26 protein-coding genes and 1 pseudogene are annotated in these 26,027 nt (G+C 70.6%); 21 read left to right on the top strand and 6 right to left on the bottom strand.

Annotated features, from left to right (window positions below):
- The first annotated feature begins 24 nt into the window (after positions 1-24).
- The 7 genes from AB0P03_RS09895 to AB0P03_RS09865 all read left to right on the top strand — a co-directional run bounded on the left by AB0P03_RS09895 (position 25) and on the right by AB0P03_RS09865 (position 8,054).
- Positions 25-2,445, top strand: a complete 2,421-nt coding sequence (locus tag AB0P03_RS09895) for a phage/plasmid primase, P4 family (protein ID WP_363628296.1) — start codon at positions 25-27, stop codon at positions 2,443-2,445.
- Positions 2,446-2,552: 107 nt separating this feature from the next.
- Positions 2,553-4,355 carry a DNA polymerase gene (locus AB0P03_RS09890; RefSeq protein WP_363628294.1) on the top strand — a complete coding sequence of 601 codons (1,803 nt, stop codon included), beginning with the start codon at positions 2,553-2,555 and terminating at the stop codon, positions 4,353-4,355.
- A gap of 371 nt (positions 4,356-4,726) precedes the next feature.
- Positions 4,727-5,533, top strand: a complete 807-nt coding sequence (locus AB0P03_RS09885; RefSeq protein ID WP_363628292.1) for a sigma-70 family RNA polymerase sigma factor — start codon at positions 4,727-4,729, stop codon at positions 5,531-5,533.
- Between the two features lie 207 nt (positions 5,534-5,740).
- Complete coding sequence (locus AB0P03_RS09880; protein WP_363628291.1) at positions 5,741-6,751, top strand: DNA cytosine methyltransferase; 1,011 nt, start codon at positions 5,741-5,743, stop codon at positions 6,749-6,751.
- Between the two features lie 143 nt (positions 6,752-6,894).
- Complete coding sequence (locus AB0P03_RS09875) at positions 6,895-7,164, top strand: hypothetical protein (RefSeq protein WP_363628289.1); 270 nt, start codon at positions 6,895-6,897, stop codon at positions 7,162-7,164.
- 264 nt (positions 7,165-7,428) lie between these two features.
- Positions 7,429-7,782: a hypothetical protein gene (locus AB0P03_RS09870; protein ID WP_363628287.1), complete on the top strand. Its 354-nt coding sequence runs from the start codon at positions 7,429-7,431 to the stop codon at positions 7,780-7,782.
- On the top strand, positions 7,779-8,054 hold the full coding sequence (locus tag AB0P03_RS09865) for a hypothetical protein (protein WP_363628286.1): 276 nt from the start codon (positions 7,779-7,781) through the stop codon (positions 8,052-8,054). Before AB0P03_RS09870 ends, AB0P03_RS09865 begins: the two co-directional genes overlap by 4 nt.
- A 66-nt stretch (positions 8,055-8,120) precedes the next feature.
- Here the strand turns inward: AB0P03_RS09865 and AB0P03_RS09860 are convergent, their stop codons facing one another.
- Positions 8,121-8,324, bottom strand: a complete 204-nt coding sequence (locus tag AB0P03_RS09860; protein WP_363628284.1) for a DUF397 domain-containing protein — start codon at positions 8,322-8,324, stop codon at positions 8,121-8,123.
- Complete coding sequence (locus AB0P03_RS09855; RefSeq protein WP_363628282.1) at positions 8,317-9,150, bottom strand: helix-turn-helix transcriptional regulator; 834 nt, start codon at positions 9,148-9,150, stop codon at positions 8,317-8,319. Before AB0P03_RS09855 ends, AB0P03_RS09860 begins: the two co-directional genes overlap by 8 nt.
- A 109-nt stretch (positions 9,151-9,259) precedes the next feature.
- On the opposite strand from AB0P03_RS09855, the gene AB0P03_RS09850 reads away from it, so the two are divergent.
- The 6 genes from AB0P03_RS09850 to AB0P03_RS09825 all read left to right on the top strand — a co-directional run bounded on the left by AB0P03_RS09850 (position 9,260) and on the right by AB0P03_RS09825 (position 12,793).
- Complete coding sequence (locus AB0P03_RS09850) at positions 9,260-9,511, top strand: hypothetical protein (protein ID WP_363628280.1); 252 nt, start codon at positions 9,260-9,262, stop codon at positions 9,509-9,511.
- Positions 9,508-9,762: a hypothetical protein gene (locus tag AB0P03_RS09845; RefSeq protein ID WP_363628278.1), complete on the top strand. Its 255-nt coding sequence runs from the start codon at positions 9,508-9,510 to the stop codon at positions 9,760-9,762. The genes AB0P03_RS09850 and AB0P03_RS09845 overlap by 4 nt, the downstream gene beginning before the upstream one ends.
- Before the next feature lie 340 nt (positions 9,763-10,102).
- On the top strand, positions 10,103-10,420 hold the full coding sequence (locus AB0P03_RS09840) for a hypothetical protein (protein WP_363628276.1): 318 nt from the start codon (positions 10,103-10,105) through the stop codon (positions 10,418-10,420).
- Between the two features lie 224 nt (positions 10,421-10,644).
- Positions 10,645-11,766, top strand: a complete 1,122-nt coding sequence (locus tag AB0P03_RS09835) for a radical SAM protein (RefSeq protein ID WP_363628275.1) — start codon at positions 10,645-10,647, stop codon at positions 11,764-11,766.
- Positions 11,763-11,894, top strand: coding sequence for a hypothetical protein (locus AB0P03_RS09830; RefSeq protein ID WP_363628273.1), 132 nt, complete (start codon positions 11,763-11,765; stop codon positions 11,892-11,894). Before AB0P03_RS09835 ends, AB0P03_RS09830 begins: the two co-directional genes overlap by 4 nt.
- Before the next feature lie 92 nt (positions 11,895-11,986).
- Positions 11,987-12,793, top strand: a complete 807-nt coding sequence (locus AB0P03_RS09825; protein ID WP_363628271.1) for an aminoglycoside phosphotransferase — start codon at positions 11,987-11,989, stop codon at positions 12,791-12,793.
- 243 nt (positions 12,794-13,036) lie between these two features.
- Here AB0P03_RS09825 and AB0P03_RS09820 read toward each other — a convergent pair whose 3' ends face one another.
- Positions 13,037-13,297, bottom strand: a complete 261-nt coding sequence (locus tag AB0P03_RS09820) for a GntR family transcriptional regulator (RefSeq protein WP_363628269.1) — start codon at positions 13,295-13,297, stop codon at positions 13,037-13,039.
- Between the two features lie 171 nt (positions 13,298-13,468).
- Between AB0P03_RS09820 and AB0P03_RS09815 the strand changes: the two genes are divergently transcribed.
- From AB0P03_RS09815 to AB0P03_RS09800, 4 genes and pseudogenes are all read left to right on the top strand, one after another.
- Complete coding sequence (locus AB0P03_RS09815; protein WP_363628268.1) at positions 13,469-13,945, top strand: hypothetical protein; 477 nt, start codon at positions 13,469-13,471, stop codon at positions 13,943-13,945.
- Positions 13,942-14,124 (top strand): hypothetical protein, encoded by a 183-nt coding sequence (locus AB0P03_RS09810; RefSeq protein ID WP_363628266.1) that lies wholly within the window; start codon positions 13,942-13,944, stop codon positions 14,122-14,124. Before AB0P03_RS09815 ends, AB0P03_RS09810 begins: the two co-directional genes overlap by 4 nt.
- Before the next feature lie 77 nt (positions 14,125-14,201).
- Positions 14,202-15,323, top strand: a pseudogene (locus AB0P03_RS09805) (CehA/McbA family metallohydrolase); the annotation flags it as partial.
- Positions 15,324-15,506: 183 nt separating this feature from the next.
- A complete protein-coding gene (locus tag AB0P03_RS09800) occupies positions 15,507-16,001 on the top strand; it encodes a hypothetical protein (RefSeq protein WP_363628264.1) in 495 nt (164 codons plus the stop codon).
- A 44-nt stretch (positions 16,002-16,045) separates the two neighbouring features.
- On the opposite strand, the gene AB0P03_RS09795 is transcribed toward AB0P03_RS09800, so the two are convergent.
- Entirely contained in the window at positions 16,046-18,097 is a 2,052-nt protein-coding gene (locus AB0P03_RS09795; RefSeq protein ID WP_363628263.1) for a hypothetical protein, read from the bottom strand.
- Positions 18,098-18,476: 379 nt separating this feature from the next.
- On the opposite strand from AB0P03_RS09795, the gene AB0P03_RS09790 reads away from it, so the two are divergent.
- Positions 18,477-19,319 (top strand): methyltransferase domain-containing protein, encoded by an 843-nt coding sequence (locus tag AB0P03_RS09790; RefSeq protein ID WP_363581766.1) that lies wholly within the window; start codon positions 18,477-18,479, stop codon positions 19,317-19,319.
- A 132-nt stretch (positions 19,320-19,451) separates the two neighbouring features.
- Here the strand turns inward: AB0P03_RS09790 and AB0P03_RS09785 are convergent, their stop codons facing one another.
- Positions 19,452-20,726 (bottom strand): MFS transporter, encoded by a 1,275-nt coding sequence (locus AB0P03_RS09785; RefSeq protein WP_363581764.1) that lies wholly within the window; start codon positions 20,724-20,726, stop codon positions 19,452-19,454.
- A gap of 238 nt (positions 20,727-20,964) precedes the next feature.
- Here AB0P03_RS09785 and AB0P03_RS09780 point away from each other — a divergent pair, with 238 nt between their 5' ends.
- The 3 genes from AB0P03_RS09780 to AB0P03_RS09770 all read left to right on the top strand — a co-directional run bounded on the left by AB0P03_RS09780 (position 20,965) and on the right by AB0P03_RS09770 (position 24,398).
- Entirely contained in the window at positions 20,965-22,326 is a 1,362-nt protein-coding gene (locus AB0P03_RS09780; protein ID WP_363628262.1) for a condensation domain-containing protein, read from the top strand.
- A gap of 93 nt (positions 22,327-22,419) precedes the next feature.
- A complete protein-coding gene (locus AB0P03_RS09775; RefSeq protein WP_363628261.1) occupies positions 22,420-23,394 on the top strand; it encodes an NAD-dependent epimerase/dehydratase family protein in 975 nt (324 codons plus the stop codon).
- Positions 23,395-23,537: 143 nt separating this feature from the next.
- The gene (locus AB0P03_RS09770; RefSeq protein WP_363628259.1) at positions 23,538-24,398 is read left to right on the top strand and encodes an AAC(3) family N-acetyltransferase; all 861 of its coding nucleotides are present in this window, start codon (positions 23,538-23,540) and stop codon (positions 24,396-24,398) included.
- Between the two features lie 93 nt (positions 24,399-24,491).
- Here AB0P03_RS09770 and AB0P03_RS09765 read toward each other — a convergent pair whose 3' ends face one another.
- Positions 24,492-26,018 (bottom strand): M1 family metallopeptidase, encoded by a 1,527-nt coding sequence (locus AB0P03_RS09765; RefSeq protein ID WP_363628423.1) that lies wholly within the window; start codon positions 26,016-26,018, stop codon positions 24,492-24,494.
- Positions 26,019-26,027 lie beyond the last annotated feature (9 nt).

The following is a 26,027-nucleotide window of genomic DNA, read 5'->3' as shown; positions in this document are numbered from 1 at the left end:
CCGCGCTCGAACAAAGGAGCGCACGTGCAGATCACCGACATCCTGAGCAGGTTCCAGCAGGTCACCGGGCACGGTGACGGCGGCTACATCGCCCGCTGCCCCGCCCACCCCGACCGATCGCCCAGCCTTCGCATCTGGCACGGCGAGGACGGCAAGGTTCGTTTCAAGTGTCGGTCCGGGTGCGAGAACGACGCTGTCCGCCGGTCGGTCCAGCTGAGCTGGGCCGACCTCTTCAACGCCACCGGGGACGGGCCACGGGTGACCGCGGAACGGCCGGCACCGGCCGGGCCGGGCGCGATAGCCGCCCTGGCCATGTACGTCGACCTCACCTCGGCGGCGCTGGCCGACTACGAAAACGCCACCGCCGAGGCCGCCCGCGCCTACCTCGACCGCTTCGGCCTCTCCCTCGACACGGCCGCCGACCTCCTCCTCGGCGTCGACCCCGGAACGCCCGGGTTCCGCTACCGCTCCCGCGCGTTCACCGCGTTCCCGCGCCTCACCGTGCCCATGCGCGACTTCGCCGGGGTGACCCGGGGATTGCAGGGCCGGGACGTCACCGGCCGGTGCCCGGCACGGTGGGTGAGCCTGAGCAACCCAGAAGGCGAGCGGTGGTGCCAGTACGGATGGTTCCCCGGCCTCGGCGGCTATGGCACCGTCATCATCACCGAAGGCCCCGGGGACGCGCTCACCGTGGTAGCCGTCGGGTACAACGCCGTCGCGATCCGTGGCGCTGCCCTGGCCAGCGTCCCCGAGTTGCTGGCCGAACTCGCCGCCGGATTGCGCGGCATGCACGTGGTCATCGCGGGCGACCGGGATGCGGCGGGCTCGCAGTTCAGCCGGCGCCTGGCCGAGGGCCTCGCCGAGCACGGCATCGACGCCTACCTCCTCGACATCCCGCACGACGGCGACGACCTCACCGCCTGGCGGGCCCGTGACCCCGAGGGGTTCCCTGCAACTCTCCACCGCGCGATCAAGACGGCCCGGCCGGTCCGGGGCATCGCCGACGAGGTGGCGGAGCGTCGAAGCGCCGTGTTGTCCGAGCGGACCGGCGCGGATTTCGTGAGCCGCGAGCAGGGCCTCGAAGCCCTCGAAATGCTCAAGGACTTGACGGACAAGTTCGGCGACTCCGCCGCGATCAATGCCTACGCGCTCGTCAACTGGACGAGCGGCCGGATCAGGTACAGCCCCGGGCTCGGGTTCTTCGCCTGGGACGGCCGGCGATGGGAGCAGTCGGCGACGCGGGTCCGGCAGGAGATTCACCGGATGGGCGCCGCCCTCGCCCTCGCCGGAAACCCTGGTGCGGCCAAGGCATTTCTGAACACGTCAGGTATCGACAATCTCATGACGGAGCTCAAGTCCGTTCCATCGGTGTACATCGGCGCCGCCGAGTTCGATTCCCGGCCGGACCTCCTCAGCTTCAAGAACGGGACGGTAAACCTCCGGACCGGGCATCTCCGCCCGCACGATCCCGACGACCTGATCACCTACTGCCTTGACATCGACTACCGGCCCGAGGCCCGTGCCCCTCGGTGGGAAGGGTTCCTGAGCGAAATTTTCCCGGACCATCCGGAACTCGTCGGTTTCATGCGACGGATGATCGGCTACGGGATCACCGGCAATACGAATGAGCAGTGTTTCGCCGTATTCCACGGCGAGGGCGCAAACGGAAAGTCCGTCCTGACCGACTGCCTGACCAAGACGTTCCGCACCATTTCCACCACAACGCCGTTCTCGACATTTGAAGAGCGGCCCTCGGGCGGTATTCCGAACGATCTCGCCGCCCTGCGCGGCGCCCGCCTGGTGCTGGCCTCCGAGGGCGAGGCCGGACGCCCGATGAGCGAGGCCGTACTCAAGCGCTCCACGGGCAAGGACATGATGAGCGCACGATTTCTCCGCAAGGAATTCTTTGAATTCAAGCCCGCTTTCCTGTTGATTCTTTCCAGCAATCACAAGCCCAAGTTCAAAAGCCAGGACGCCGGCCTCTGGCGGCGCGTGAAGCTGGTGCCGTTCACACGCTTCTTTGCCCCCGAGGAACGTGACTACGACCTGGACGAGAAGCTGGCGGCGGAGGCTGAGGGAATCGCCGCGTGGGCGGTCCAGGGCTCGATCGAATGGTTCCGCGAGGGACTGCGTGAACCGTCGGTCATCACGGCCTCGGTACGGGATTTCAAGCAGACCTCTGACCAGCTCGCCGGGTTCTTCCCTGACATTCTGGAGCCGTGCCCGGACGGAACCCAGATGGATGGGACCGATGCATTCAACCGGTATCTCGGCTGGTGTGACGCCGAAAACCTCCCGATGAAGGAGCGGTGGACGCGCCGCGCTTTCTACGCCGCACTTGAGGAGCGAGGTGTCCGGCGGAAGCGGATCGCACGTGGAATCGCACTCGTCGGCGTTCGCGAATCGGTCGGGCCGTGGTCCCCGTCTGTGGATCTCGCAGCTTAGGAAATATCAGCGGGGCGGGTACTCAACGTGGTACCCGCCCCTCCTATTCGGGGGCTCCCATTCTCACCTACCGGCATTCCATAGCCGGGGACACGGTCACCGTCAACGTGCCGCAGACCCCGGCGGACCTCGACGCGTTCTACGCCTGGGCACAGGAGGCCGACCGGCGCGGCGCCATCGCCGTCAACACCAAGACGACAGGGCGCCGCCCGTACTCCGCCGGATTCCGGCTGCGGACCGTTCAGTTCGGCGACCCGCACACGGCCTGGGTCATCCACTGGGAACGCGGCGGGGAGTTCCAGCAGTTCGCCCGTGCCGTCCTCACGTACTGCCGCCGCTTCGTCATCCACCACGGCATGTACGACTGGCAGGTCCTCGACCGGCACGCTGACATCCGGATCGAACACCTCGCCCCCCGCACCCGCGACACGCTGGTCATGGCCAAGCTCATCGACCCCCGCCGGTCGAAGGACGACGACGGGGTCGGTGGGAAGTTGAAAGCCCTGTCCGCCCGCTGGGTCGACCCCACCGCGCCGGACACCGAGGCTGGTCTCCAAGAGGAGTTCCGGCGACTCGGCTTCACCCCCGAGACCGGGTGGGCAAACATCCCCCTCGGAAACCGGCTCTTCAACCTCTGCGCCGGCCTCGACGTGGTTCTGGCCTCACGCCTGGAGCCGAAGCTTGCCGCCGAGTTGAACCGCCTCGGGGTCCGCCAGGCCCTGGGCGACTATGAACACCAGCTCGCCCGGATGTGCGCGATCATGGCCCGTACCGGCCTGATCCTCGATGTCGACTACACCCGACGCCTCGACGCCAAACTCGCGGACCAGGTAGAGGAGTTCACCAGCCAGGCCGCCCGCTACGGAGTGGCCAGCGTCAACTCCTCCGCTCAGATCGCCACCGCCCTCGCCGCGATGGGCGAACGGCTGACGGAGCGGACCCAGTCAGGTGCGTTCCGCCTCGACAAGACCGTCCTACTCCCGCTCGCCGACCTCGACGACAACTGGGAGCGGCTCAACGCCCGCACCCCCAACCCCCTGGCCTACGCCGTCCTGCGGGCCCGTCGCGCCGGCGCCTGGCGCACGTCGTTCGTGTCCGCGTTCCTCGACCACGTCGGGGCGGACGGGCGCATCCACCCGGTGATCAAACCTCTGGAAGCGATCACCGGCCGCATGGGCCTGGAGAAGCCCCCGCTTCACGGCGTCCCCGCCGGGGACAGCGAGGTCCGCAGTTGTTTCCTCGGCGAGCCCGGGCACGTGATGGTGTCCACCGACCTCTCCGCGGTCGACATGCGGACCCTCGCCGCGATTGCGGACGTGTCCGGGATGAAGGCCGCCATCGCCGCCGGCCGGGACCTCCACGACCACACCGCCGCTTTGGTGTTCGGCCCCCACTTCACGCCCCGTCAAAGGACCCTGGCCAAAAAGATCGGACTGGGGAAAATCTACGGCGGCGGAAAGGAAACGATCGCCCGTCAATCCGGCGCCCCGGTCGAGGATGTGGCACGGGCCATCGCCGCTTACAACGCCGAGTTCCCCGAAATCGCCTGGGCGGCGCGGAAATGGCAGGCAGAGGCATTCGCGAACGGAATGTGGCTCACCACCCCCATCGGCCGACGCATCCCCCTCTCACGCGATCGTTCGTACGCCGCCACGAACTACATGACACAGAGCACGGCCCGGGAGGTTCTGGGACAGGGCCTGCTGAACATCGAGGCGGCAGGCCTCCTTCAGTACGCACGCCTCCCGATCCACGACGAGGTCCTTTCCAGCGTGCCCGCCGACCAGGCCCAGGAGATCGCCCGCGAGATCGAGCGGTGCATGTCATTCGAGGTCTACGGCGTGCCGATGGAGGCAAAGTCCAAGGTCGGCGGACGGAGTTGGGGCTCCCTGTACGACGCCACCACGTAGGCGACCACCGCGACGGGCCGGTACTCAACCTGGTACCGGCCCGTCCGTCACGGCCCGATAACGGGCACTCCGGCATTCCCTCCCACTCTCATCCTCAGGTAGGAGACCCGGGTTACGGCCGGGCCACACCATCTCCGGCATATCGCCCATTAACGCTCATTAACACCGGCATTTCCGATCGATTCGTCGCGCCCTCGTGAATGGCTAGGTGCACGCAACACGGCGCCTGATCAGCCCGTCTGCGCCTGTCCTGGAACGGGGCAGCGCAAGCCCAATTCCGGGCCGCTGATCGGCATTTGCGCGCCCTCGTTCCGTCCGCTCTACCCGCGCTCTCCCCGGAGATCGCGGAACAAGCGATCGGGAGCGAACGAATGCAGCTCAGCCTCACCCCGGAACAGATAGCGGGTGCCCGGAACAACAACCTCGGCGATATCACCGCCGTCCTCGCCGCCATGGACCACCGCGTCCAATGGCACGCGAACCACTACGCCTCCACCGGCGGCCGTCTCGATCGCGACCTCGCCGAAGACCTCGCCCAGGACGGGAGGATGGCACTCTGGCGGGCGATCGAGCGGTTCGAGGGCGACGAGGTCTCCCAGTTCTTCGCCTTCGCCGACCGCACCATCTCCGGCGCCCTGGCCGACAAGCGGCGCGAGATGACGCGGCAGGGTGCGAGCCGCCAGGCGTCGAAGGACTTCGAGACCGCACTCGGTATGTGCGGCGGCGACCCCTACGAGGCGGAGCGATTCTGCATCGACCCACCCACCGGCTTCCGGCGCCTCAGCCCGGAGTCCGCGTGGGCGGCCCGAATGGCATGGCAGGGCCTCCGATACCTCGACGCCCCGGCCGGAGTCGACGGCACGACCCTCGGCGACGTCGTCGCGGACACCACCGACGTCCCCGCCGACCTCGTCGAACAGGCCGACGTGGAACGGCACCGCCGGCACGTGATCCGGGACGCCGTCCACACCACGCTCAACAAGATGGGCCCGATGCAGGGCCACGTCCTGCGCGCCGACTTCGGCATCGCCCCCGTGCCCCTGTACGGCCCGGAGGTCCCGGACGAAGACCTCGCCGCCGACATGGGCGTCACCGAGCGACAGGTCCGGCAGGGCCGGTACCTCGGCCGCAAGCGCTTCGCGGAGCTGTACCTCGCCGGCGCCACCGAGGCGGCGTGATGCGGGAGTTCACCACCGACGACGGCCATGTGATCACCGTCCGGCGCCTTTCCAGCGGCGCCCACGACGTCCAGCTCCACAACGCCACCGGGGAAACCACCGCGACCGTCCGCATCCCTCCCGGTGGCCTCATCCCCAACCGGTGTGCGACTGCGCGCCGTCTCGGCGTAGTTGACCTCGCCGCGCTCCTCATGAGGGGGCCGCGCCGTGCGCATTCTTGAGCTCTGCGCCGGGTATGGCGGCCTCGGCATCGCCGTGGAACGGCTGACCGGGGGCCGCGTCGCCTTCGTGGCGGAGATCGACCCGCACGCCTCCGCCGTCCTGGCCGCCCGCTTCCCCGCCGCCCCGAACCTCGGGGATATCCGCACCATCGACTGGTCCCCGCTCCGCGGGAAGGTCGACGCCATCACGGCGGGATTCCCCTGCCAGAACATCAGCCACGCCGGACGAAGGGAGGGGATCAACGGTGACCGCTCGCGAATCTGGGCCGACGTCGTCACGGCCGTTCGCGTACTACGACCCCGCATCCTCTACCTGGAGAACGTCTCCGCCCTCCGAACCCGGGGCCTCGACCGTGTCGCCGGCGACCTGGCCTCGATCGGGTACGACATGCGGTGGACGTGCCTACGTGCTGGCGACCCCACCGTCGGCGCGCCCCACGGCCGGGACCGGTGGTTCGCCATCGCGCATCCCGCTACTGAAGACGCCAACGTCCAATTTGGGTTCGAACGGCGCGCCGCAACCGCCGGCCAAAAGACGGGCGGGCGGGCACGGCCCCAACCTGGAGGACGAGGTCGTGTTCCTCTTCCCGCCCGAGAACCCCTGAGACTCCTGCCGACCCCCAAGGCCTCGGACGGGCCCAAGGGGAGCCCGAACCAGCGGGATTCGCAGGGATATTACTTCCTCCCCGGCCAGGCGATCCGATTGTCCCCCCGGTGGATCTCCACCGACGGAGTCGATTACGGGCCCGCAATCCGACGGTGGGAGAACCTGGTCGGAAGAGAAGCCCCGTGCCCAACTGAGGTAGGCCCCAGGGGTGGGCGCCGGCTTAGCCCCGTGTTTGCGGAATGGATGATGGGCCTTGCCGAAGGGCATGTGACCGGCCTCGGCCTCCCGCGCGGGAAGGCGCTAACAGTCATCGGTAACGGAGTTGTTCCCCAACAGGCCATCGCGGCTTACCGCACGCTCGCGGTAGCCGGTCCGCCCTCTCCGGACTGAGGCAGACTCTCCTCCCCGGGTACTAAGTTGAGTACCCGCCAGCACTGGGAAAATTGGAGCAACTCCTGCCCTGGAGTCTGGTGTTGGAGGTGCGCTTAGCTGGCCTCGCGGGGCGATCAACGCCCCGGCGAGAGGAGCACAAAATGCGAACCATCGAAAGCCTTATAGCCTTCTTCGACGCAAACTCAGCCCCCGCCACGGCGCTTGACTTGGAGGGGGGCGACATCGTGCGGACGGCAGATGGCCGACTGTCCACGGTCACGGAGTGCGTAGCTGAGCAGGCAGGAACGCCGATGGCGGTGGTCTGGGTCCTGCTCGACGGCGGCGACCACGAGGGCTTCCACCCCGACACCGAATACGTCCGTGTCACCGGCGCCACCGCCGATCGGATGCGCCGGATGGCCAGCAAGTAAACACCCCATAAGGACCCCCTGCCTCACGGCGGGGGGTCCTTTGCGTTCGCGTGCAACCTTCTGGCGCCCCGAACGTCATACATCACATGGGGGTCAACCGCGATCTAAGGCTCAGCAAAGTGAGGGCCGGTACACACATCTTATTGACATGTTCGCGGGTGGTTTCCAGCCGCTCAGAATATCTACACGCGTGTAGTTTTCCGGCCACGAAAAGTTACCAAAAACACTTGTTCGAACCGGTACTACTACATAGGGTCAATGCTCATGCCGCAGAACGTCACCGTACGCATGGATGTCGAGGTCTCCACGAACAACTCGTCCGGTCAGATCGTCTGGCACGCGTGTCCGAAAATCGGCCCCGGGGCCGCCGGGCGGGCATTGTTCGTTGAGAGTTGGGGGGAACTGGTGAAGGTCATAGAGCAGACAGGGGCCATGGCGGGACGACTGATCCCGCGCCGGAGCACGACGGCCTACAGAGTCACGGCCCACCACGACATCCCCGGCGGCATCCTCCTCGGCCTAGCCGAGTGGCACCGGTCGATCGAGACCGGCCTCTGGCGTCCCGCCCTCTGCTGGACCGCCGGAGAGCACGCGGCGTACGAGGGGCGGATGGCATGAGGAAGCGGCACACGTACATCGCGGTTCGCGGCACAGCCGCGGAGGCATGGGAGCTGGCCATCCGACTCGGCCAGGTCCTCGTCCAGGCCGGCATCGCGGAGCGGTACGGCGTTCAGGCCCGGACGGTCCCGGGCAAGCGGTCCGACGTCGCCGTCGGCGTGTACCTCGTCGACCGATACCCGGGGGAACCGTACCCGTCCAGCCTGGTCTTCACCGCTCCGTCCGGGGCGACACGCAAGCTCCCGGCCGCGCTGATGGCCCTCGCCGCGTAGGCACGCAAAGGCCCCGCCACTCCGGGAAGAAGAGGTGGCGGGGCCTCGGAGCAGCGCGCGCGTGCGTCAGACGTCGCCGAACTCGCCGGACCGGACGGCGGCAACGAACGACGACCAGGCATCGGCCGGGAAGGCCAGCGCGGGGCCCTCGGGGTCCTTGGAGTCACGGACGGGAACGGCGCCGGGCACGCTGTCCGACACCTCGACACACTGTCCTGCCTGGGCACTGTAGCTGCTCTTGTACCACGTGGCATTGCGTAGATCATCCATGCTCAAAACCCTTCCGCACTTCTCGAATGAACTCGATGCTCGCTGCCCGGGACAACGCCTCGACCTGGAGGTGATCGTACTCACTGGTCCAGTCCGCCAGCGTCTTGGGATCACGCTCAAGGAAGCCCCGTCGCTCCGTCTCGCTGTAGCCAACGATGGTCCTGTTCGGCATGGTCAGCAACGTAATTGGATGAGCGAACGGCCGACTCTCACCTGTTGAGAACGGACTTACCTGGACCAGGAAGCGAGGCCGAGCAGCAAGTGCTTCTAGGTGCTGGAGTTGCGCCACCATGACGTCGCGGCCCCCGATCGGTCGCCGTAGCGCACCTTCGTCTATGACCACCTGAACAAGCGGCGCCGGATCTTGAGTAAGGGCCCGTTGCCTGCGGAAGAGTAGCTCGGTTCGTTCGTCGGCCTGCTCCTGAGTTGCGACCCCTCGTAGTACTGGTGCCGCCTGGTAGGCGTGGACGTACTCAGGAGTCTGGAGCAGGCTCGGGATGATGTTGATCTCGAACAACCGCAGAGCCACCGCCTTTGCCTCACTGCGCAGGTACTCATCAAAGCCCTCGAACAGAACACGCTGGCCGGACGTGCTCCACTCCCTGAGGAACTGCTCTCCGGAACCAAACGCCCTGTCAAGTGCTGTTGCAATCTGTTGACTTGGTTTCCTTCGACCATGTTCGAGGGCCGAGATGTACGACGATGTGCAGCCCACCAGCTCGGCAAGGTGTTCTTGCGTCCACCCTCGCTGCTCGCGTGATGCGCGCAGCAGTGCTCCGAACTCGGCCGCAGGGGATGCTTTGGGGTCAAGTTCCCGCTTGTTCAAGGCTATTCGTCCTACCAATCTGACGCCGTGGGACAAGTTGAACAACCCCGGAGCCTAGAGGACAGTTGGCGCCCCCGGTAGTCATCGCGCTACGGAACGGAGCGACGCTTTGACGCGCAAACGCACCCCCACGCCCCCCGCCAAACCGCCCTACCGCCCCACGCCCGGCGAACTGGTCAAGGACACGAAGACCGGTCAGCCCGTCGTCTACATGGAGACGCGCAGCGGAGAGGCCTACCTGAGGCCGCCCTCGGGAGGCACCGAATGGACGACGGCCCCCGCCAACATCGTCCCGCTGGACGGCGCGATCGTGGTCCACATCGTCCCGAGCGCCCCGCGCGGCTCGAAGGACGCCGCGTGAACTCCGGGACGGCTACACGCTACGGCGTGTGGAAGATCCAGCCCGACCCCGACGGCCTCGACGAGTACGTGGTGGTCTGCGTCTCGGAGGCGGAGAACGGGACGGTCTGCGGTCTCGACTCCGGTTCCGGCGACATGGCCGCGTTTGTCGAATGGGCCCGGCGCCACCGATGGACGCACCCCGACCACCGAACGTACCGCCTGGTGGCGGATGTCCAGATGGTGATGGTGCCCGAGGTCGAACCGCTGTGACCGTCGACCTCGTCGCCACGTCGATCCGGGTGCTCTCCCCGGATGAACGCCCACTGCCGGCTCAGGCCGGCGACGCGAACGACTGGGTAGTTGGCCACTGCTGGCTGTACTGCATGCGGGACGGCGTGCCGGTGGTCTGGATCGGCGCCGTGACTGCCCCCGGCGGGGTGACCGCCCCGATGACCGCATGCGGCGAATGTGTGTCCCAACTCGCCACGCAGACTTTCCAGTTCGCGGCGCAGCGGGACGCCCCCGTACGCACCCGAGGCCGGCACGCCCGGAGCCGTCCGCGCCGCCCGTTCTGGCGACTCCCCCCGACCGACCGAGAGAGGCCGTCCCCGTGAAGCGCAGGAAGTCGTACACCTCGCAAATCGCGGCGGCAAACCTCGCCCGGTGGATGTTGGAGAACGGCACCCCGGAGATGTGGGCGCGGATGCTCACGGACCCCATCCCGCCCGTAACCCTCGGTGCGCTGCTCCGTGGCCACGTCGGTACGGCGGTGTTCCGGTCGCGTAAGTGGCTGATCGGGCAGTACCGCCGGGCTCGGTGGCTGCTCGCGTCGCCCCGACGGGGTGAACGGCTGGCGCAGCGCGACCTCGACCGCTTCCTCTCGAACTACCCGCAGTGCGCCCCCGCAGTCGACCCCGGCAGCGGGTAGCTCGGCTACCAGGTTGAGTACCCAGCAAGGCCCGCCACCCCACAGACCCCCGCCCCGGCCGTCCGTCCGTCCAAGTCGCCGAGCCGGGGCGGGCCCAACCCCCGTTCCCTGCGCGCTTCATCCTCCTCTCCCGTGCAGGGGACGGGCTCCCACGTCCGTACCCTCTCGCCCCAGTCCGATGAACTGGCGCCCCGAACGAGCGCCACGAGACCACCGGAGGAACCGTGCACGATCTGATCGCAGCCCCGTTTCTTGGCTCCCACGTCGTACTGCTGCCTGGTCGCCTGGAGGCGATCAAGTTGCCGGAACGGCGGTTCCGTGAACTGGAACTCGCCAGTACCCGTGGCGAGGCCTGTCCTCCGTGGCTCCTGGACGCCGCCAAGGCCCGATGGGGAACCGGCTTGCCGGTGCGACCGGTCGGCGAGGCTGTGCTGATCAGGCGACCCTCGCTGTTCGGTCACAGCCGGGGAAGCTGGGAACTCAACCTCGGGTGCAACTTCAGCTGTGATCACTGCTTCCTGGGCGAGCGGCCGTTCGCCGGCTTGGACGAGGCGGGGAAGCACAGCATGTTGCGGACCTTGCGGGACGCTGGCGTCCTCTGGCTCCAGATGACCGGGGGCGAGCCCCTGATCGACCCCCATTTCGCTGGTGCCGCGCAGCTTGCCCACGACCTCGGGATGATGATCGAGGTGCAGACGAACGGGTCGCGACTCGCGCGACCCGAGGTTCTGGACGTGCTGACGTCCGTCAGGCCGTACCGAGTCGCTGTGTCCCTGTACGGCGCCACGGAAGAGACGTACGACGGCTTCACGCGCACCCGGGGGGCGTTCAAGCGAGCCACAGCCGGTCTGGCTGCTGCGGTTGCTGCCGGGGTACCGCTGCGCCTGTCGCTGATCATTACCGCGCAGACCGCCCATGAGCAGGACCGCATGCGCGGCATGGCGGACGACCTCGGGGTGCCCTATATCGAGTACACCCACATGTCGCCGACCATCTACGGCGGGGGCGAAACGCTCAAGTCGCAGTCCCCGGCGCACCTCAAGCCGCTTGGCAGGTTCGAGGGCTGCAACGCGGGCCACACCTTCCTGCACGTGGACCCGCACGGTCGGGCCTCGATCTGCAAGGTCGCCCGCGACGAACAGGTTGACCTGACATCCGAAGGAGCCCAAGGGCTCGCTCGCCTCGGCGTGATCGCCGACGGCCTGATGCTTCGCACCGGTGGCTGCTCCGGCTGCCAGCTCGCCGCGAACTGCTCGGTTTGCCGGCCGCTGGCCAAGCGCTACCAGGAGGCGAAGGCACCACTCAGGAATTACTGCCAACACGGACAGAAGGAGAATGCAGCATGACCGCTGTCATGGTCGAGTTGACCACCACCCGCACCGAGGAGAACGACGAGCTGTCGTTCATCGACGACGCCGAGGCTTTCGGCGCCGACGCGCTGCCCGGGTGCAACGACGACAACCCGTACCGGTAACCCGGTACTAGCGTGACGTGTCCCTGGGCGGGCTCCCAGCGTTTCAGCCTGTGGCCCGCCCGGGGCCTGTCACGAGAGACGAACGGACGACTGTGACCACGACCCGAATTCCGTACGCGGACCTGCCTGTTACGGCGCGCAGGGCCGTTGAAGCGCACACTGGCCCGGTCCTGAAAGTGGAGTCGGAGGTTGAGGGCTTCAACAGCTCGATCGCTGCCCGCCTGACGTCGCCGACTGGCGACTACTATGTGAAGGGGCTTCGGGCAGACCACCGACGGGTGTGGACTCAGGCACGAGAGGCGGAGGTGAACCCGTACGTGCGAGGGATCGCACCCGCCTTGGTCGCCCGTGTCGAATCCGATGGGTGGGACCTGCTGGTCTTCGAAGCGGTCGACGGGCACCACGCCAACTACCGTCCCAGCTCACCCGACCTGGCGAAGGTGGTCGATGTGCTGCGTCGCCTGGGGGAAATCCCCTGTCCGCCGATCGAGCTGCGGCGCGCGGAGCAGCGGCTAGAGAGGTACGTCGACCGCCCCGAAGATCTCGCTTACCTCGCCGGGAACGCGCTGCTTCACACCGACTGGAACAACACGAACGTTCTCGTGAACGACCAGCGAGCCCAGCTTGTTGACTGGGCCTGGGCCACGCAGGGCGCCCCTTGGCTGGATGCCGGGTATTGGGTGGTCTGGCTGATCGGGTCCGGCGGGCACGAACCGGCGTCGGCCGAACAGTGGGCCGCCCGCGTGCCCGGATGGCGCGATGCTCCTGCTAACGGGATCAGCGCGTTCGCAGCTGCCAACGCCAACGTCTGGGATGAGATCGGCGGGCAAGACCCCGACCCGTGGACGGCCCGGATGGTCTCTGCCGCCCGGCTGTGGCGCGACTACCGGAAGGCATAAGCCGCGTGAGACAGCCCCGTCGCCTGGTCGGGGCCTACCTCGGGCTCCGGGTGTGCCCGATCGAGCTACAGTGAGCGGCGGGCGCGGGGGTTTCAAGCGATTACGACCCGCTAGCGCGCCCCGCGCCCCTCGGCCCCGCAGAGCGGGAATCGGCCCTAGGCCGAGATCGTGATCAACTCGCGACAATGACCCCCGCTGCGCGGGGATCGGCTCCACCCGTCTGAAAGTCCGGGCGGGTGGGGTCTACTCGTCCCCGGTGGCCTGGTCGGTACGGCCCACGGCGATCACTCGGGAACCGCGCCCCCACGTGGTTTCGATCAGCCCCCACTCCCGTAGCACCCCGATCGCCCTACGGGCCGTCCCCCGTGAAACGTCGAACCTCCCCATCAGCGCCGACTCCGGCGGTACAGGGTCGCCGACCTTCAACACTCCCCCCTCAATGTCACGGGACAGCGCGTTGACGATCTTCATGTATGGCGGGACCTGGCGGCTCTGGGCGGACATGGGGTGAGCGTAGTCAACCCCGCCCAGAAGCCTCCAATTGCACGTGTTGAACGTATGGATATCTTGTACGTGTTGGACTACGCTCAGTACAAACAACAAAACCCCTGGCAACTGCGGACACAGTTGCCAGGGGCAGGCATCGAACCAGCTAATTGGGAGCTGATCTTCGCCATGCGCCACCTTATCCTGGCCGCCCTTCTCCGGGCGTGCCGGCTCCTGCTCGCGCCCACCGGCCGACGCCGCGCCCCCGGCGCCGCCCCGGCCCACACCACTCCGCCCGCCCCGGCCTGGGCTGACTGCTCGCGGAACCAACCCGTCCCGGCACACCTCCTCGCCCTCACCATCCCCCTACCCCCGACCCGACTCATCCCGCCCTACCTCGAACTTTGGGAGGCCCTTCCCGAGAATGAGAAGGAGGCGCAGCGCCGGGCGCGTGTCCGGGAGGCGTGGCCGCAGTGGGTCAAGATCCAGCGGGCCGAACTGAACCGTCGCGTCGTGCGGGCCCAGGAGAGGAAGGGGCAGCCGAGTCTCGTGGCGGCCCGGCGGGCGTGCGCATTCGCCGCCACCCTCAACCTCCCCGACCCGCTCCACTACCTCGACGACGCCACCAACGACGCCCGGGAGCTCGTCGGGGCGGTGTCCCGATGACCGACCCGTCGACCCCCGCCAAGTCCCCCGTGCACGTCTGCTGCCTCTGCGCCGACAACGGCACCAACGTCGTCGCCGTGGGCGCCCAGGAAGCCGCCAGTGGCCCCGGGCAGACTCTCTTCGCGTGCCCCAAGTGCGCGCCGTCCGTCCGCGCCGTCTTCACCCCCGGCGACAACTAGTTCCACCTGCCCCGCCCGGTCACCGCCGGGCGGGGTTCCTTATAACCATCAGTGCAACCTGAGGGGTATACAGCCTGCTCGGCCCCTACCAGATCGCGCCGCAGGGGCTGGACTACCACGTCCAGGTCACCCTCCGGTTCGGCGCCCCCGGGCCGGCGTTCACCCCGCACTACCCGTCCGAGCGGGCCCGCGGCCGCGGCCGCGCCTGGTACCGGGGCGACTGCCACCTGCACACCGTGCACTCCGACGGACGACGCCTCCCGGAGGAGGTGGCCGCCGGAGCCCGCGCGGCCGGCCTCGACTTCATCGTCTCCACCGACCACAACACCAGTTCCTCGCACGCGGTCTGGGGCCCGCTGGCCGGCCCCGACCTGCTGATCATCCCGGGCGAGGAGATCACCACCCGCAACGGCCACTGGCTGGCCCTCGGCCTCGAAGCGGGCCAGTTCGTCGACTGGCGCTACCGCTCCCGCGACGAGGAGTACCCGCGCTTCGTCCGTCAGGTCCACCGCTCCGGCGGCCTGGTGGTGCCCGCGCACCCGTACTGCCCGTACGTCGCCTGCCAGTGGAAGTTCGGCTACGAGCAGGCCGACGGCGTCGAGGTGTGGAACGGGCCTTGGACGTACGACGACGAGTCCGCGGTCGACACCTGGGACGGCCGGCTCGCCGTCGCCCTGCGCGAGGGCCGTTCCTGGCTGCCCGCCCTGGGCAACAGCGACGCGCACAGCGCCCCGCAGGTCATCGGCTCCCCGCACAACGTCGTCCTGGCCGAGGACCTCACCCGGGACGCGATCCTCGACGGGCTGCGCGACGGGCGCAGCTGGCTCGCCGAATCAGCCTCCGTCCAGCTGGAGTTCACCGTCACCGGGCACGGCCGCCGGGCCGGCATCGGCGAGGAGCTGGCCGTCCCGGCGGACGCCCCGCTGGACGTCCGGCTCGCCGTCTCCGGCGTGCCCGGCGGGACGGTCCGCCTCCTCACCGACGAGGGCCAGCTGCACCAGGAGTCACTGCCCGCCGACGGCTCCGGCACGGTGGTCTGGCGCACGACGGCCTCGCTCGCCGCCTACGTCCGGGCCGAGGTTCGCCACCCGAAGCCGGACGGGTCGCCCGGCAAGGGCAACGCGATGGGCCCGGACCTCCCCTGGGGCCCGATGGCGGCCCTCACCAACCCGATCGTGCTGCGCGTCGAGGACCGCTGAGCGCCCCGGTGCAGGAGTGGGGACGACTCGGGGCACCGGCGTGGACTAGGTTGATCCCCGAAAGCACCAGTCGTAGGGACGAGGCGGTCGGCTGTCCGTATCCGGGCCGGCCGGCCCGTCCGCACTCCGACCGCCTCGCCCCGGCTACCCGTCCGTCCCCGGCCCGCGAAGGGATCAGCAGCTGTGAACCGTACGACCGTAGGTGGGCCGGAGCTCGGGGGCGGCCGGGGCGCCGGCGGCGTCCTCGTCCTCGTCGACCCGGCCGGGGCCGGCCAGAGCCCGGTCGCGAGCCGGCTCGCGGAGGAGCTGCACCCGAGCGTCCACCTGCGTGCGCACGACTTCCTGCGGGTCATCCGGCGCGGCCAGCTCCCGCCGCACCTCCCCGAGGCCGAGCGGCAGAACACCACCGCCCTCGCCGCCGCCGCGCAGGCCGCCTTCGCCTACGCGACCGGCGGCTACCAGGTCATCGTCGAGTGCCCGGCCGCCCCGCCCACCCTCGACACCTTCCGCCGCGAGAGCCGCACCACCGGCGCCGCCCTCCACCTCGTCGTCCTCCAGTCCACCCCGGGCGCCGTCCCCGGCCCGCACACCCTGGACACCAGCTCCCTCACCCCCGCCGGCGCCGCCGAGTCCATCCTCGCCGCCCTCACCCGCCGCACCCACCTGCTCGGCTGGTGACCCCGCCGGGTGCCCGAGGCCCCGGCCCCGGGCACCCGGCCCCGCTACAGGACCGGCGCGGCGCCCCGCGTCAGGTCCTCGAAGACGTCCAACAGGTACCCGCTCACCAGGGAGCCGTCCAGGGCCAGCTTCGGGTTGACGACCAGGTTCGTGCCCCGCGTCATCGCCAGCCGGACAAAACGGTCGAACTGCTCGTCGCTCAGGATCCCGGCCACCGTGAACTCGGGCAGCTCGACGCCGCTGCGCGCCCAGTTCCGCACGTAGGAGTCCAGCTCCAGCGGATCGGTGAGCAGTGTGATCACCCCGTCCACGACCACGGGGTCCCCGGTCTCCGCGTCCACCAGGTACGCCAGTGGCGCGTAGTACCGCCGGCAGTCCGAGTAGGCCTCCCCGATGGCCCGGGTGTACCGCACCGCCTTGGCCCGGACGCACGGGATCGGCTCCTCCCCTTGGCGGAGCAGCCTTGAGTAGGGGGCGAATCCGGAGCCGTCGGGCGTGTAGCACCAAGGATCCCCCGACCTCCGCGCGGCGGCGAAGTCCGCGTTCATCCGCTCGGCGCCCTCCGCCGCCCTCCGCTCCGAGCGCCGGGCCACCCGACCGCGGTCGGTGACGTAGTTCGCGCCGCCGTCCTCCAACGAGATCCGGACACACCAGCCGCCCCGGGAGAAGTCGTCGTACTCCGACTTCCAGGCGATGCGGGCGACCGGCAGCTGCGCCCTCGCGATCCCGCCGAACATCCACTGGCCGCCCTGGAGGGCGGCGATCCAGCCCGCGTAGTCGAAGTTGCGCAACCGCGGATTCTCCCGGAGGAGTTCGCCGTCCACCCCGCCGAGCACCCGGTCCGTCGGCCGCAGGCACTCCTCGTGCACCAGGCCGATGTCCTCGGGGCGGCCCTCCTCGTCGACCTCGATCAGCGGTGCGCCCGCCTCGGACACGGCGTCGCCGCAGTGCCGGCAGCCGAAGGCGTCCTCGACGCGTTCGGCGAGGTTCGCGCAGTGCTCCGCGTGCGCGCGGGCCGCCGGTGCGTCACTCGGGTCGTCCGTGAACGTGGCGGGGATCATGAGCACCCGCCGGTCCCGGTACTCCTCCGCACGGTTTTCGAGGTGCCTTTCCAGTCCCGCCCAGGTGGCCCACCGTCCGACGACCCTCCACCGCTCCCCCGGCGCCCACTCGACGTGCCCGTCCGCGAAGGTGACGCGCTTCGCCCCGGCCTCGTCGAACCTGCGGAAGTCCGCGATGACGAGTTCGTACCCCTCGAAGGAGGCCTCCGCGAGCACCACCTCCCGGCCGAACGCCAGCCCGGCCACCGTCTCCCGGTTCAGCAGCCCGCTCGCGCCGGGCCCCGGCGGCTCCGGGTGGTCCCGGACGTACTTGCCCATCCGCGCCCGCAGACCCTCGGCATCGATCGCGAGCCTGTCCCGTGCCAGCGACACCGCCAGCGCGATCAGGCCGCCCCAGAGCAGCCGCGGTCCGATCGCCGACCGGACGCTGAGCATCAGCAGTGCGGCCGACTCCAGCGAACCGCCCTCCCGCACGTCCAGCGAGCTGACCCTGATCCGGGCCAGGATCTCCCGCAGCTCCACCGCCGTGATCGCGCGCCCGGTCGCCGTCTGGTAGTGCGCCCGGACCAGCCCCTCGGTCTTCTCCAGGACGTCCCGCTCGGCCCCGTTGAGCGGAAGCTCCGCGCTGCTCGACCGGCTCAGCCGCGCGGCCTCCGTCAACTTGCGCAGTTCCCTGCGCACCCGGGCGGACGCCTCGGTCGAGGTTGCCAGCAGATAGACGTCCCCTGGCCGGCTGTCCGTCACGTACTGCCGCACGAACTGGCCCAGCACCGACCCGAAGTCCGAGGTCGGCGCGGCCGACACGCTGATCGTGTTCTTGGCCTGGACGAAGTACCGCACCCCGGGCCCGACCAGCACGAGGTCGTCGATCTCGTCCTCCGTCTCGAACCGCAACTCCTCGACCCGGCCCGTGCCGTCGAGCCCCAGCAGGCTCAGATCGGCGAGGTCGCACAGCATGTGGCACATGGCGAGCGCCGCCACGCGCTGCTGGAAGTCGATGCCGGAATGCGCCGCGGCACCTCCGCTGTTCCCCAAGGAATCCCCTCTCCTGTTCAGACGTCCCGGTAACGGGCCGGGCGGCCCGCACGACACGCCCCGGCGCCCCGGCGCCCCGTCGGCCGCGTCCCGCAGGAAGTCCGCGCGCCCGGTAGCCGCCCAGGGTAGTGCGGCGGTGTTCTGAGCCCCCCGGGCCACCTCCGCGCCCCTTTCCCGCCCCGGACCGGGGTCCATCACGTACCGTGTTCGGATCACCACCGGTTTGGGTACGTACCTCGGCGCGCCCGACGGGCGCCGAACACCGCGGAGCCGGTCACAGCGCCGCCACACCGTCACACTGCGCGTTCAGCGCCCCCGGTCCGGGGTCGTCACTCCACCGCCGAGACCGGGTACATCACACACCGGGAGACCGACCATCATGAGCCACGACCACATCCCCGCCCCCGTACGCCGGACCTACGGTGCCGGCGATCTGTCCCGGGCCGCGAGCTTCGCCGGTGGATTCATCAACTTCGGCTACTGGCAGGACATGGACCTCACCGCCCCGACGACCGAGGACCGGGTCCACAGCCAGGAGCAGCTCTACCGCCGGGTCCTGCGGGAGTTCGCGGAGCCACGTGAGCGGCTGCGGCTGGCCGAGGTCGGCTGCGGGCGCGGGCTCGGCGCGGCGCTCGCCCTGCGCGAGTTCCGGTTCGGGGGCGTGACCGGGGTCGACATCCACCCGGACCAGATCGAGCGCGCCCGCGCCGTCAACGCCAAAGCCCTGGCCACCTACCCCGATCGGCTGGCCTACACCTTCGGATCGGCCAACCAACTCCCCTTCGCCGACGCCTCCCTGGACGGCGTCTACTCCGTCGAGGCCGCCCAGCACTTCCGTGAACTCACCGGCTTCGCCCGCGAGACCGCCCGCGTCCTACGCCCGGGCGGCCGACTCGTCGTGACCACCTTCTTCGCCGCCGCCGGACCGGACATCACCGAGCGCCTGAGCATCCTCCTCGCCAGCTTCGCCGACGGCCTCGACGTCCCCCACCCCCTCGCCGCCTTCACCAGCGACCTCACCGCGGCCGGCTTCACCACCATCACCACCGAGTCCATCGGCGACGCCGTCTGGCCCGGCCTCGACCGCTATCTCACCGACGCCGTCCCTCCCGGTCACTGGAGCCGCAACTTCCTCCCCGCCTGGCGCAGCGGCCTCCTCGACTACCACGTCGTCACCGCCACCCGGCCCGGACCGGCGGAAATGGCCCGCCAGCCGATCTGACGAGCCGCCCCGCGGCAGCGCGGCCGACCGTCCCCCCGCACGTCACGAGGCCCTGACGCCCCCTCCGCCGTCCGTCCCGGCCCGCCGGCGGCACCGGGCCCGGCGGGCGCCCGGCGGCCGCGACGCGCCGGATCAGCCGACCGCCGCGCCCACCCGCGGCGACGGCTCGGCCGCCGGGCCGGCCAGCGCCGCCAGCCGGCGCAGGCTGGCCCGGCGCTGGAGCGCGCCGAGGCCGACGGTCGCCGCGCCGAGGGCCAGCCAGCCGGCCGGACCGGCCGTCATCACCACGCCGGTGAGCAGCAGCGGGCCCACCGACTTCTGCACCGACTGGGCCATCCCGGCCACCCCCAGGTAGGAGGCCTGGGCCCCCGGGGGCGCCAGGACGACCGCCAGCTCCCAGGAGCTCACCGAGCGCATCAGCTCCGCCAGTGTGACCAGCATCGCCGCGGCGAGCAGCGCGAGCGAGGCCGTCCACGGCCCGCCGCCGGTGGCGAGCGCGGTCAGCAGGCAGCAGCCGAGCAGCGTCAGGCCGTACCAGCCCACCGCCGCGGCCGCCCCGCGCGGGCCCTCCGCCCGCGCGGAGACGCGCAGTTGCAGGAGCACCACGAGCACCGTGTTGAGGATCAGGAAGGCCGGGACGACGGCGTGCGGCGCGCCGGTGTGGTGGACGAGCCAGAGCGGCAGACCGACGTTGAGGATCGAGTCGTCGAGGTTCAGCGGCATGTCCAGCGCGACGAACAGCAGGTAGCCCCGGTCGCGCCAGGGGCTCGGCACGGCCGCCGGGGCGGCGGCGGGCTCCTCCCCGGAGGCCGCCGCGACCAGGCCGCGCCCGGCCGGCTCCCGGGTGCGCCAGACCAGGACGGCAGCGAGGACGAAGGAGAGCGCGTTGGCCACGATCAGCGCGCGGTAGGCGGTCGTGGTGCCCATCGCCAGGCCGATCGCCGCGATGCCCGCGCCGAGCGCGTACCCGGCGTTGGCCACGCTGCGGAACAGCGCCTGGTACGTGCCGCGCCGCTCGCCCGCGATCCGGGTGGCGAACAGCATCTCCAGGGTCTTGGCCGCCCGTTCGGCCAGGCAGGTCAGGGCGACGGCGGGGAGCAGCGTGGCGAAGTCGTCGACGACCAGCAGCAGGCCCATCGTCCCGATCCGCAGCAGGTGACACCCGATCAGCAGCCACCGCACCGGCAGCCGTTCGGCCGCCCGCCCGGCGAGCGGGGACCCGGCGATCCCCGCCGCCGCGCCCACGCCCAGCAGCACGCCGAGCTGTCGGGCGTCCATTGCGCACACGTAGGTGAAGTACAGCACCGAGGCCGCCGCCCACACCCCGCTCCCGGTCCGGTCGACGCACTGCGCCAGCAGCATGATCCGCGCGTCCCGCCCGCCCGGCGGCTTCCGCAGCTGCGCCATCAGTCCGTTCCCCCGCATGGCAGGCCCCCGTTGCATGATCGGCATCAATCTCGACATCAAGATACTTCACGTCGAGATAGATGCGGAAGCCCCGGCCGCGCGCCCGCCGGAGCCCCGGCCCCCGGGCTCCGGGCCTCGACGGCGGGCAGGCGGTGCGCCACACTCTCCCCAGCAGCATCCGCGCTCCCAACGCACCGGCACGACGTCACGATCCACCGCCACATCGGAGAGCCACACGGTGACCACTCGTCAACTGCTGCACATCGCCTTCTCGTCCGGCCGGGCCGGGTCCGGTCCCGCCACCTGGGGCCAACAGGCCATCCGGGACGCCGTGAGCCGGCTCGCCCCGGCCGACGCGCCGCGCTACAACATCGCCGCGGCTGCGCCGCTCGACCCCGGGCTGCCGCTGCCCGTCCTGCTCGCCGGCCTGGAGCGACTGCTCCATCTGCACGACTCGCTGCACACCCGCCTGGTGCCGGGCGAGGCCGGCCGCTTGCGCCAAGTAGTCGACCCCGAGGGCCGGTTGGAGGTGGAGGTACGGCACTGCGCGGAGCCGGCCGATCCGGTCGAGGCGGGCGCGCGGCTGCACGAGGAGCTGGCGGCGCTGCCGTTCGACACCGCCGCCCAGTGGCCGATCCGGGTCGGCGTCGTGGAGACGGGCGGGTCGGCCCGGTACGTGAGCCTGGTGCTCTCGCACACCGCGGTCGACGGCACGGGGATGAACCGCCTGGTGGCCGACCTGACCGCGCTCTGCCAGGGCACCTCGCCGGACGAGCTGGCCAAGATCCGCGAGCCCGCCCAGCAACCGCTGGAGGAGGCGGAGTTCCAGGCCTCGGAACGCGGTCGGCGGCGGGACGAGGGCGCCCGCAAGCAGTTCCTGCGCAAGCTGCGGCTGGCCCCGGCCCGGCTGTTCCCCCCGCCCGGTGAGCCGGCCACGCCGGCCACGCCGGCCACCAGGTTCCCGAACGCCGTCCTGCGCTCGCCCACGCTGCCCCGCGCGGTGGACCGGGTGGCGGCCGCCCACCGGGTGACCTCCTCCTCGGTGCTGCTGGCGGCGACGGCGGCGATGACGGCCCGGCTGTCGGGCTCGACGGACGCGGTGCTGAACGTCGTGGTGAGCAACCGCTTCCTGCCCGAGCTGACCAACGCGGTGAGCGTGGTCGCGGGCGACGGGCTGTTCCACCTCCCGGACGCCACCGCCGAGTTCGGGGACGTCGTCCGGCGCACCAACGCCGCCGCGATCGGTGCCTACCGCCACGCCTACTACGACAAGCTCCGGCTGGAGGCCGAGATCGGGCGGCTCGCCGCCGAGGGCGTCCCGCTCGCGGACCGGTCCTGCATCTTCAACGACACCCGCGAGCTGGTCACCGCGTCCCCCGACACCGGGACGGGCGAGGACGCGACCACCCTGACCTGGCCGGTGGAGTTCGAGCCCCGCCCCGGCCTGACCTACGCCCTGGACGCGCTGCAGTCCCCGGGCGCGCTGAGCCTGACCATGACGGCCGACCCGGCGGTGCTCCCGCGCCCGGCGATGGAACGCTTCCTGTACGGGATCGAGGAGTTGATCCTCACCGAGGCCCGCGCTCTCGAAGCAACCTAGGCCCTTGTCCGGAGGGCACCGCGTGATGCGCGGTGCCCTCCGGCGCCCCCTCACCACCCGTTGTTCCCCCGGCCCCGCCGCTACGCTGGGCCCATGCGGATCCTCCTCCTCGGCGGCACCTCCTTCGTCGGCCGCGCGATCGCCGACGACGCCCTGCGCAGTGGCGCCGAGGTCGCCCTGTTCACCCGCGGCCGGACCAACCCCGGCCTCTTCCCCGCCGCCACCCACCTGATCGGCGACCGCGACACCGGCGACTACACCGCCCTGCGCGGCGACCGCTGGGACGCGGTGGTGGACGTCAGCGGCTACCGCCCCCGCCAGGTCGGCCAGGCCATGGACGCGCTCGGCGACCGGGTCGGCCGCTACCTGTTCATCTCCAGCCACGCGGTGTACGAGCGCGCCGGTCTCGCCCCCGGCTCGGACGAATCCGTCCCGCGCCGCGCACCGCTGCGCGACGCCGAGCAGCTCACCGAGGAGACGTACGGTCGGCTCAAGGTCGCCTGCGAGGACGACGTCACCGCCCGCTACGGGGACGGGGCGACGATCGTGCGCCCCGGAAAGGTGGCCGGCCCCCACGACGAGCAGCGCGGGCTCACCTACTGGGCGCGCCGGGCCGCCCGGGGCGGGCGGATCGCGCTGCCGGGGCGGCCGGAGCAGCCTGTCCAGGTGGTCGACGTGCGCGACCTGGCCCGGCTGGTGGTCCGGCTGCTCCAGGACGGCCGGGCGGGTGCCTTCCACGCCGTCGGCCCGGCCGAACCGACCACACTGGGCGGGCTGATCGCCACCTGCGCCGAGGTCGCGGGCACCGAGGTGGAGGTCGTCCCGGTGCCGCCGGAGAGCGCGCCGCCGCCGTTCTTCCCGCTGGTCCGGGCCACGCCGCTCTGGCCCGGACAGCAGCGCAGCGCCGCCCGGGCCAGGGCGGCCGGGCTGCCGGCGACCCCGCTCGAGGTCACCGCCGCCGACGTGCTCGCCTGGGACCGCGAGCGCGGCGAACCGCCCCTCGGCCACGGCTTCACGCCCGAGCAGGAGGCCCGGGTGCTGGCCGAAGCGACGGGGTCGAGGCCCTGAACGGCCGCCGCCCCGGCACCGCACGACCGAGCAGGACGGACTGCCGGACGGCCACCCCGTCCTGACCAGTTGTCAGTGTCACGCGCTATGGTCGGCCCCGAACGATCCCACCCAGCACCTGCACAGCACCGCCAGGGGGCACCATGACCGCGCACCGCACCACCGCGCACAGCGCCGGCCCGCGCACCACCCCGCTCGACGCACCGCTCGAAGCGCCGCTCAGCACCGCCGATCTCGTCGAGGGCTGGCGGCGGGTGGGCGTCCGCGAGGGCATGGCGGTGATCGTGCACTCCTCGCTCTCCAGCCTCGGCCGGGTCGACGGCGGTGCCGCGTCCGTGGTGGCCAGCCTGCGCGAGGCGGTCGGGCCCGGCGGCACGGTCGCGGTGCCCACCTTCACCACCGCCGTCGTCCGGGACCCGACACCGGAGCACACCGGCCTGCCGAGCCCCGAGGTCGCCGAACGGCGCGCCGCCGTCCCGCTGTTCCACCCCGGGCTCCCCTCACTGATGGGCGCCGTACCGGAGGCGCTGCGCGCGCTGCCGGAGAGCCTGCGCAGCACGCATCCGCAGGCCTCGGTCGCCGCGGTCGGGGCGCACGCCCGCGAGGTCACCGCCCGCCGCTCGCTGGGCTTCGCGGTCGGTCGCGAGTCGCCCTTCGGCGCGCTGCACGACCTCGGCGGGTACGTGCTGCTGATCGGTGTCGGGCACAACCGCAACACCTTCCTGCACTACGCAGAGACTTTCGCGCCCAACCGCCGCCTCAAGCTCCGGCGCTTCCCGATGGCGATCCAGGGCGAGCGGGTCTGGATCGAGGCACCCGACGTGGGCGACGACAACGACACCCACTTCCCGGCCGTGGGAAAGGAGTTCGAGGAGCGGGCGGGCATCCGCGAGGTGCTGGTCGGCAACGCGCCCTGTCGGCTGATCCCGGTCCGGGAGCTCATACCCTTCGCCGTCCGCCGCCTCACCGAGCTGCTGGCGGCGGACGGCCCCGGAGCGGCGTAGCCCGATCGACCGCCCGCTTCCTCAAGCGGCCGACCGGACCACGCCCGTCACCAGGTCACCAGGTCACATCCGGGGGCTCAACGGACCCAGGAATCAACGCTCCTCGTCGTGCAGCGAGTTGGTCTCCTGGATCTTCTTCCAGGACTTCGGCTCCGCCGGCAGCCGCCCGGCGTCCTGTCCCGCACCGGCACCCGGCGCGAGCGAGGCCGCCGCTGCGGCCGGCGCCGGCCCGGCGGCCGGCTTCGAGGCGGTGAACAGCCAGGTGGCGAAGAGGTCCCCGAGCTTCTTCCCGGAGACCTTCTCCGCGTACGCCTGGAACTCCGGGACGGAGGCGTTGCCGTAGCGGCGCTCGGTGGGCCAGCCCTTCAGGATCTGGAAGAACTTGTCGTCCCCGACGGCGTTGCGCAGCGCCTGGATGGCCACCGCGCCCCGGTCGTAGACGGCGTTCGCGAACTGGTTGGCGGCGCCCGGGTCGCCCGGCTTGACGGTCCAGAAGGGGTCGTCGGCCGGGTGCGAGGCGTAGACGTAGTCGGCGAGTTCCTGCGCCGTGCCCTCGTCCTCGTGCTCGGACCAGAGGAACTGCGAGTACCGGGCGAAGCCCTCGTTCAGCCAGATGTCGCTCCAGTGCGAGACCGAGACGCTGTCGCCGTACCACTGGTGGGCCAGCTCGTGGACGACGACGGAGGTGTTGGAGCCGCGCGCGAACTGCCGGGGGCTGTAGAAGACCCGGGTCTGGGTCTCCAGGGCGAAGCCGGTCTTGACGTTGGGCACGTAGCCGCCGACCGAGCTGAACGGGTAGTCGCCGAAGTAGCCGCTCAGCCAGTCGACGATCTCGCCGGTGCGCTCGACGCTGGCCTTGGCCGCGTCGGTGTCCTCGCCGAGGTCCTTGCTGTACGCGTTGTAGACGGGCAGCCCGCTCGGCGTGGTGTCGGTCGTGACGTCGAACTTGCCGACCGCGAGGGTGGCCAGGTAGGTCGCCTGCGGCTTGTTCTCGCGCCAGCTGTAGCGGGTCCAGCCGGCCTGGGAGACGGCACTGGTCAGGATGCCGTTGCTGATCACCTGGTTGCCGTCCGGCACCTGGACCGAGACGTCGAAGGTGGCCTTGTCGCTCGGGTGGTCGTTGCTCGGGAACCACCACCACGCCGACTCGGGCTCGCCGGCGGCCACCGCGCCGTCCGGCGTGCGCAGCCAGGCGGTGAAGCCGTACTTCTTCACGGTGGACGGGACGCCCTTGTAGCGGACCACCACGGTCGCCTGGCTGCCCTTGGCGAGCGGCCGGGCGGGCGTGACCTCCAGCTCCTGCTCGCCGCTGGTGGCGAAGGTCGCCGGACGTCCGTTGACCCGGACCTCCTGGACGTTCAGCGCGAAGTCGAGGTTGAAGCGGGAGAGGTTCTCGGTCGCCGTGGCGAGGATGGTGGTGGTGCCCTCCAGCTCGTCGGTGGCGGGCTGGTATTTCAGCCGGATGTCGTAGTGCGAGACGCGGTACCCGCCGTTCCCGTAGGTCGGGTAGTACGGGTCTCCGATGCCGGCCGCGCCGGATTGGAAGTCGGCCGCCGAGGCGGGGACGGCCAGGAACAGGCTCAGGGCGCTGGCAGCAGAGACGATCAGCCTCTTGCGCACGTGGTCCTC

The sequence above is a fragment of the Kitasatospora sp. NPDC088779 genome, from assembly GCF_040685395.1.
Classification (GTDB): domain Bacteria; phylum Actinomycetota; class Actinomycetes; order Streptomycetales; family Streptomycetaceae; genus Kitasatospora.
This window is presented reverse-complemented; position numbering and strand designations above follow the sequence as displayed.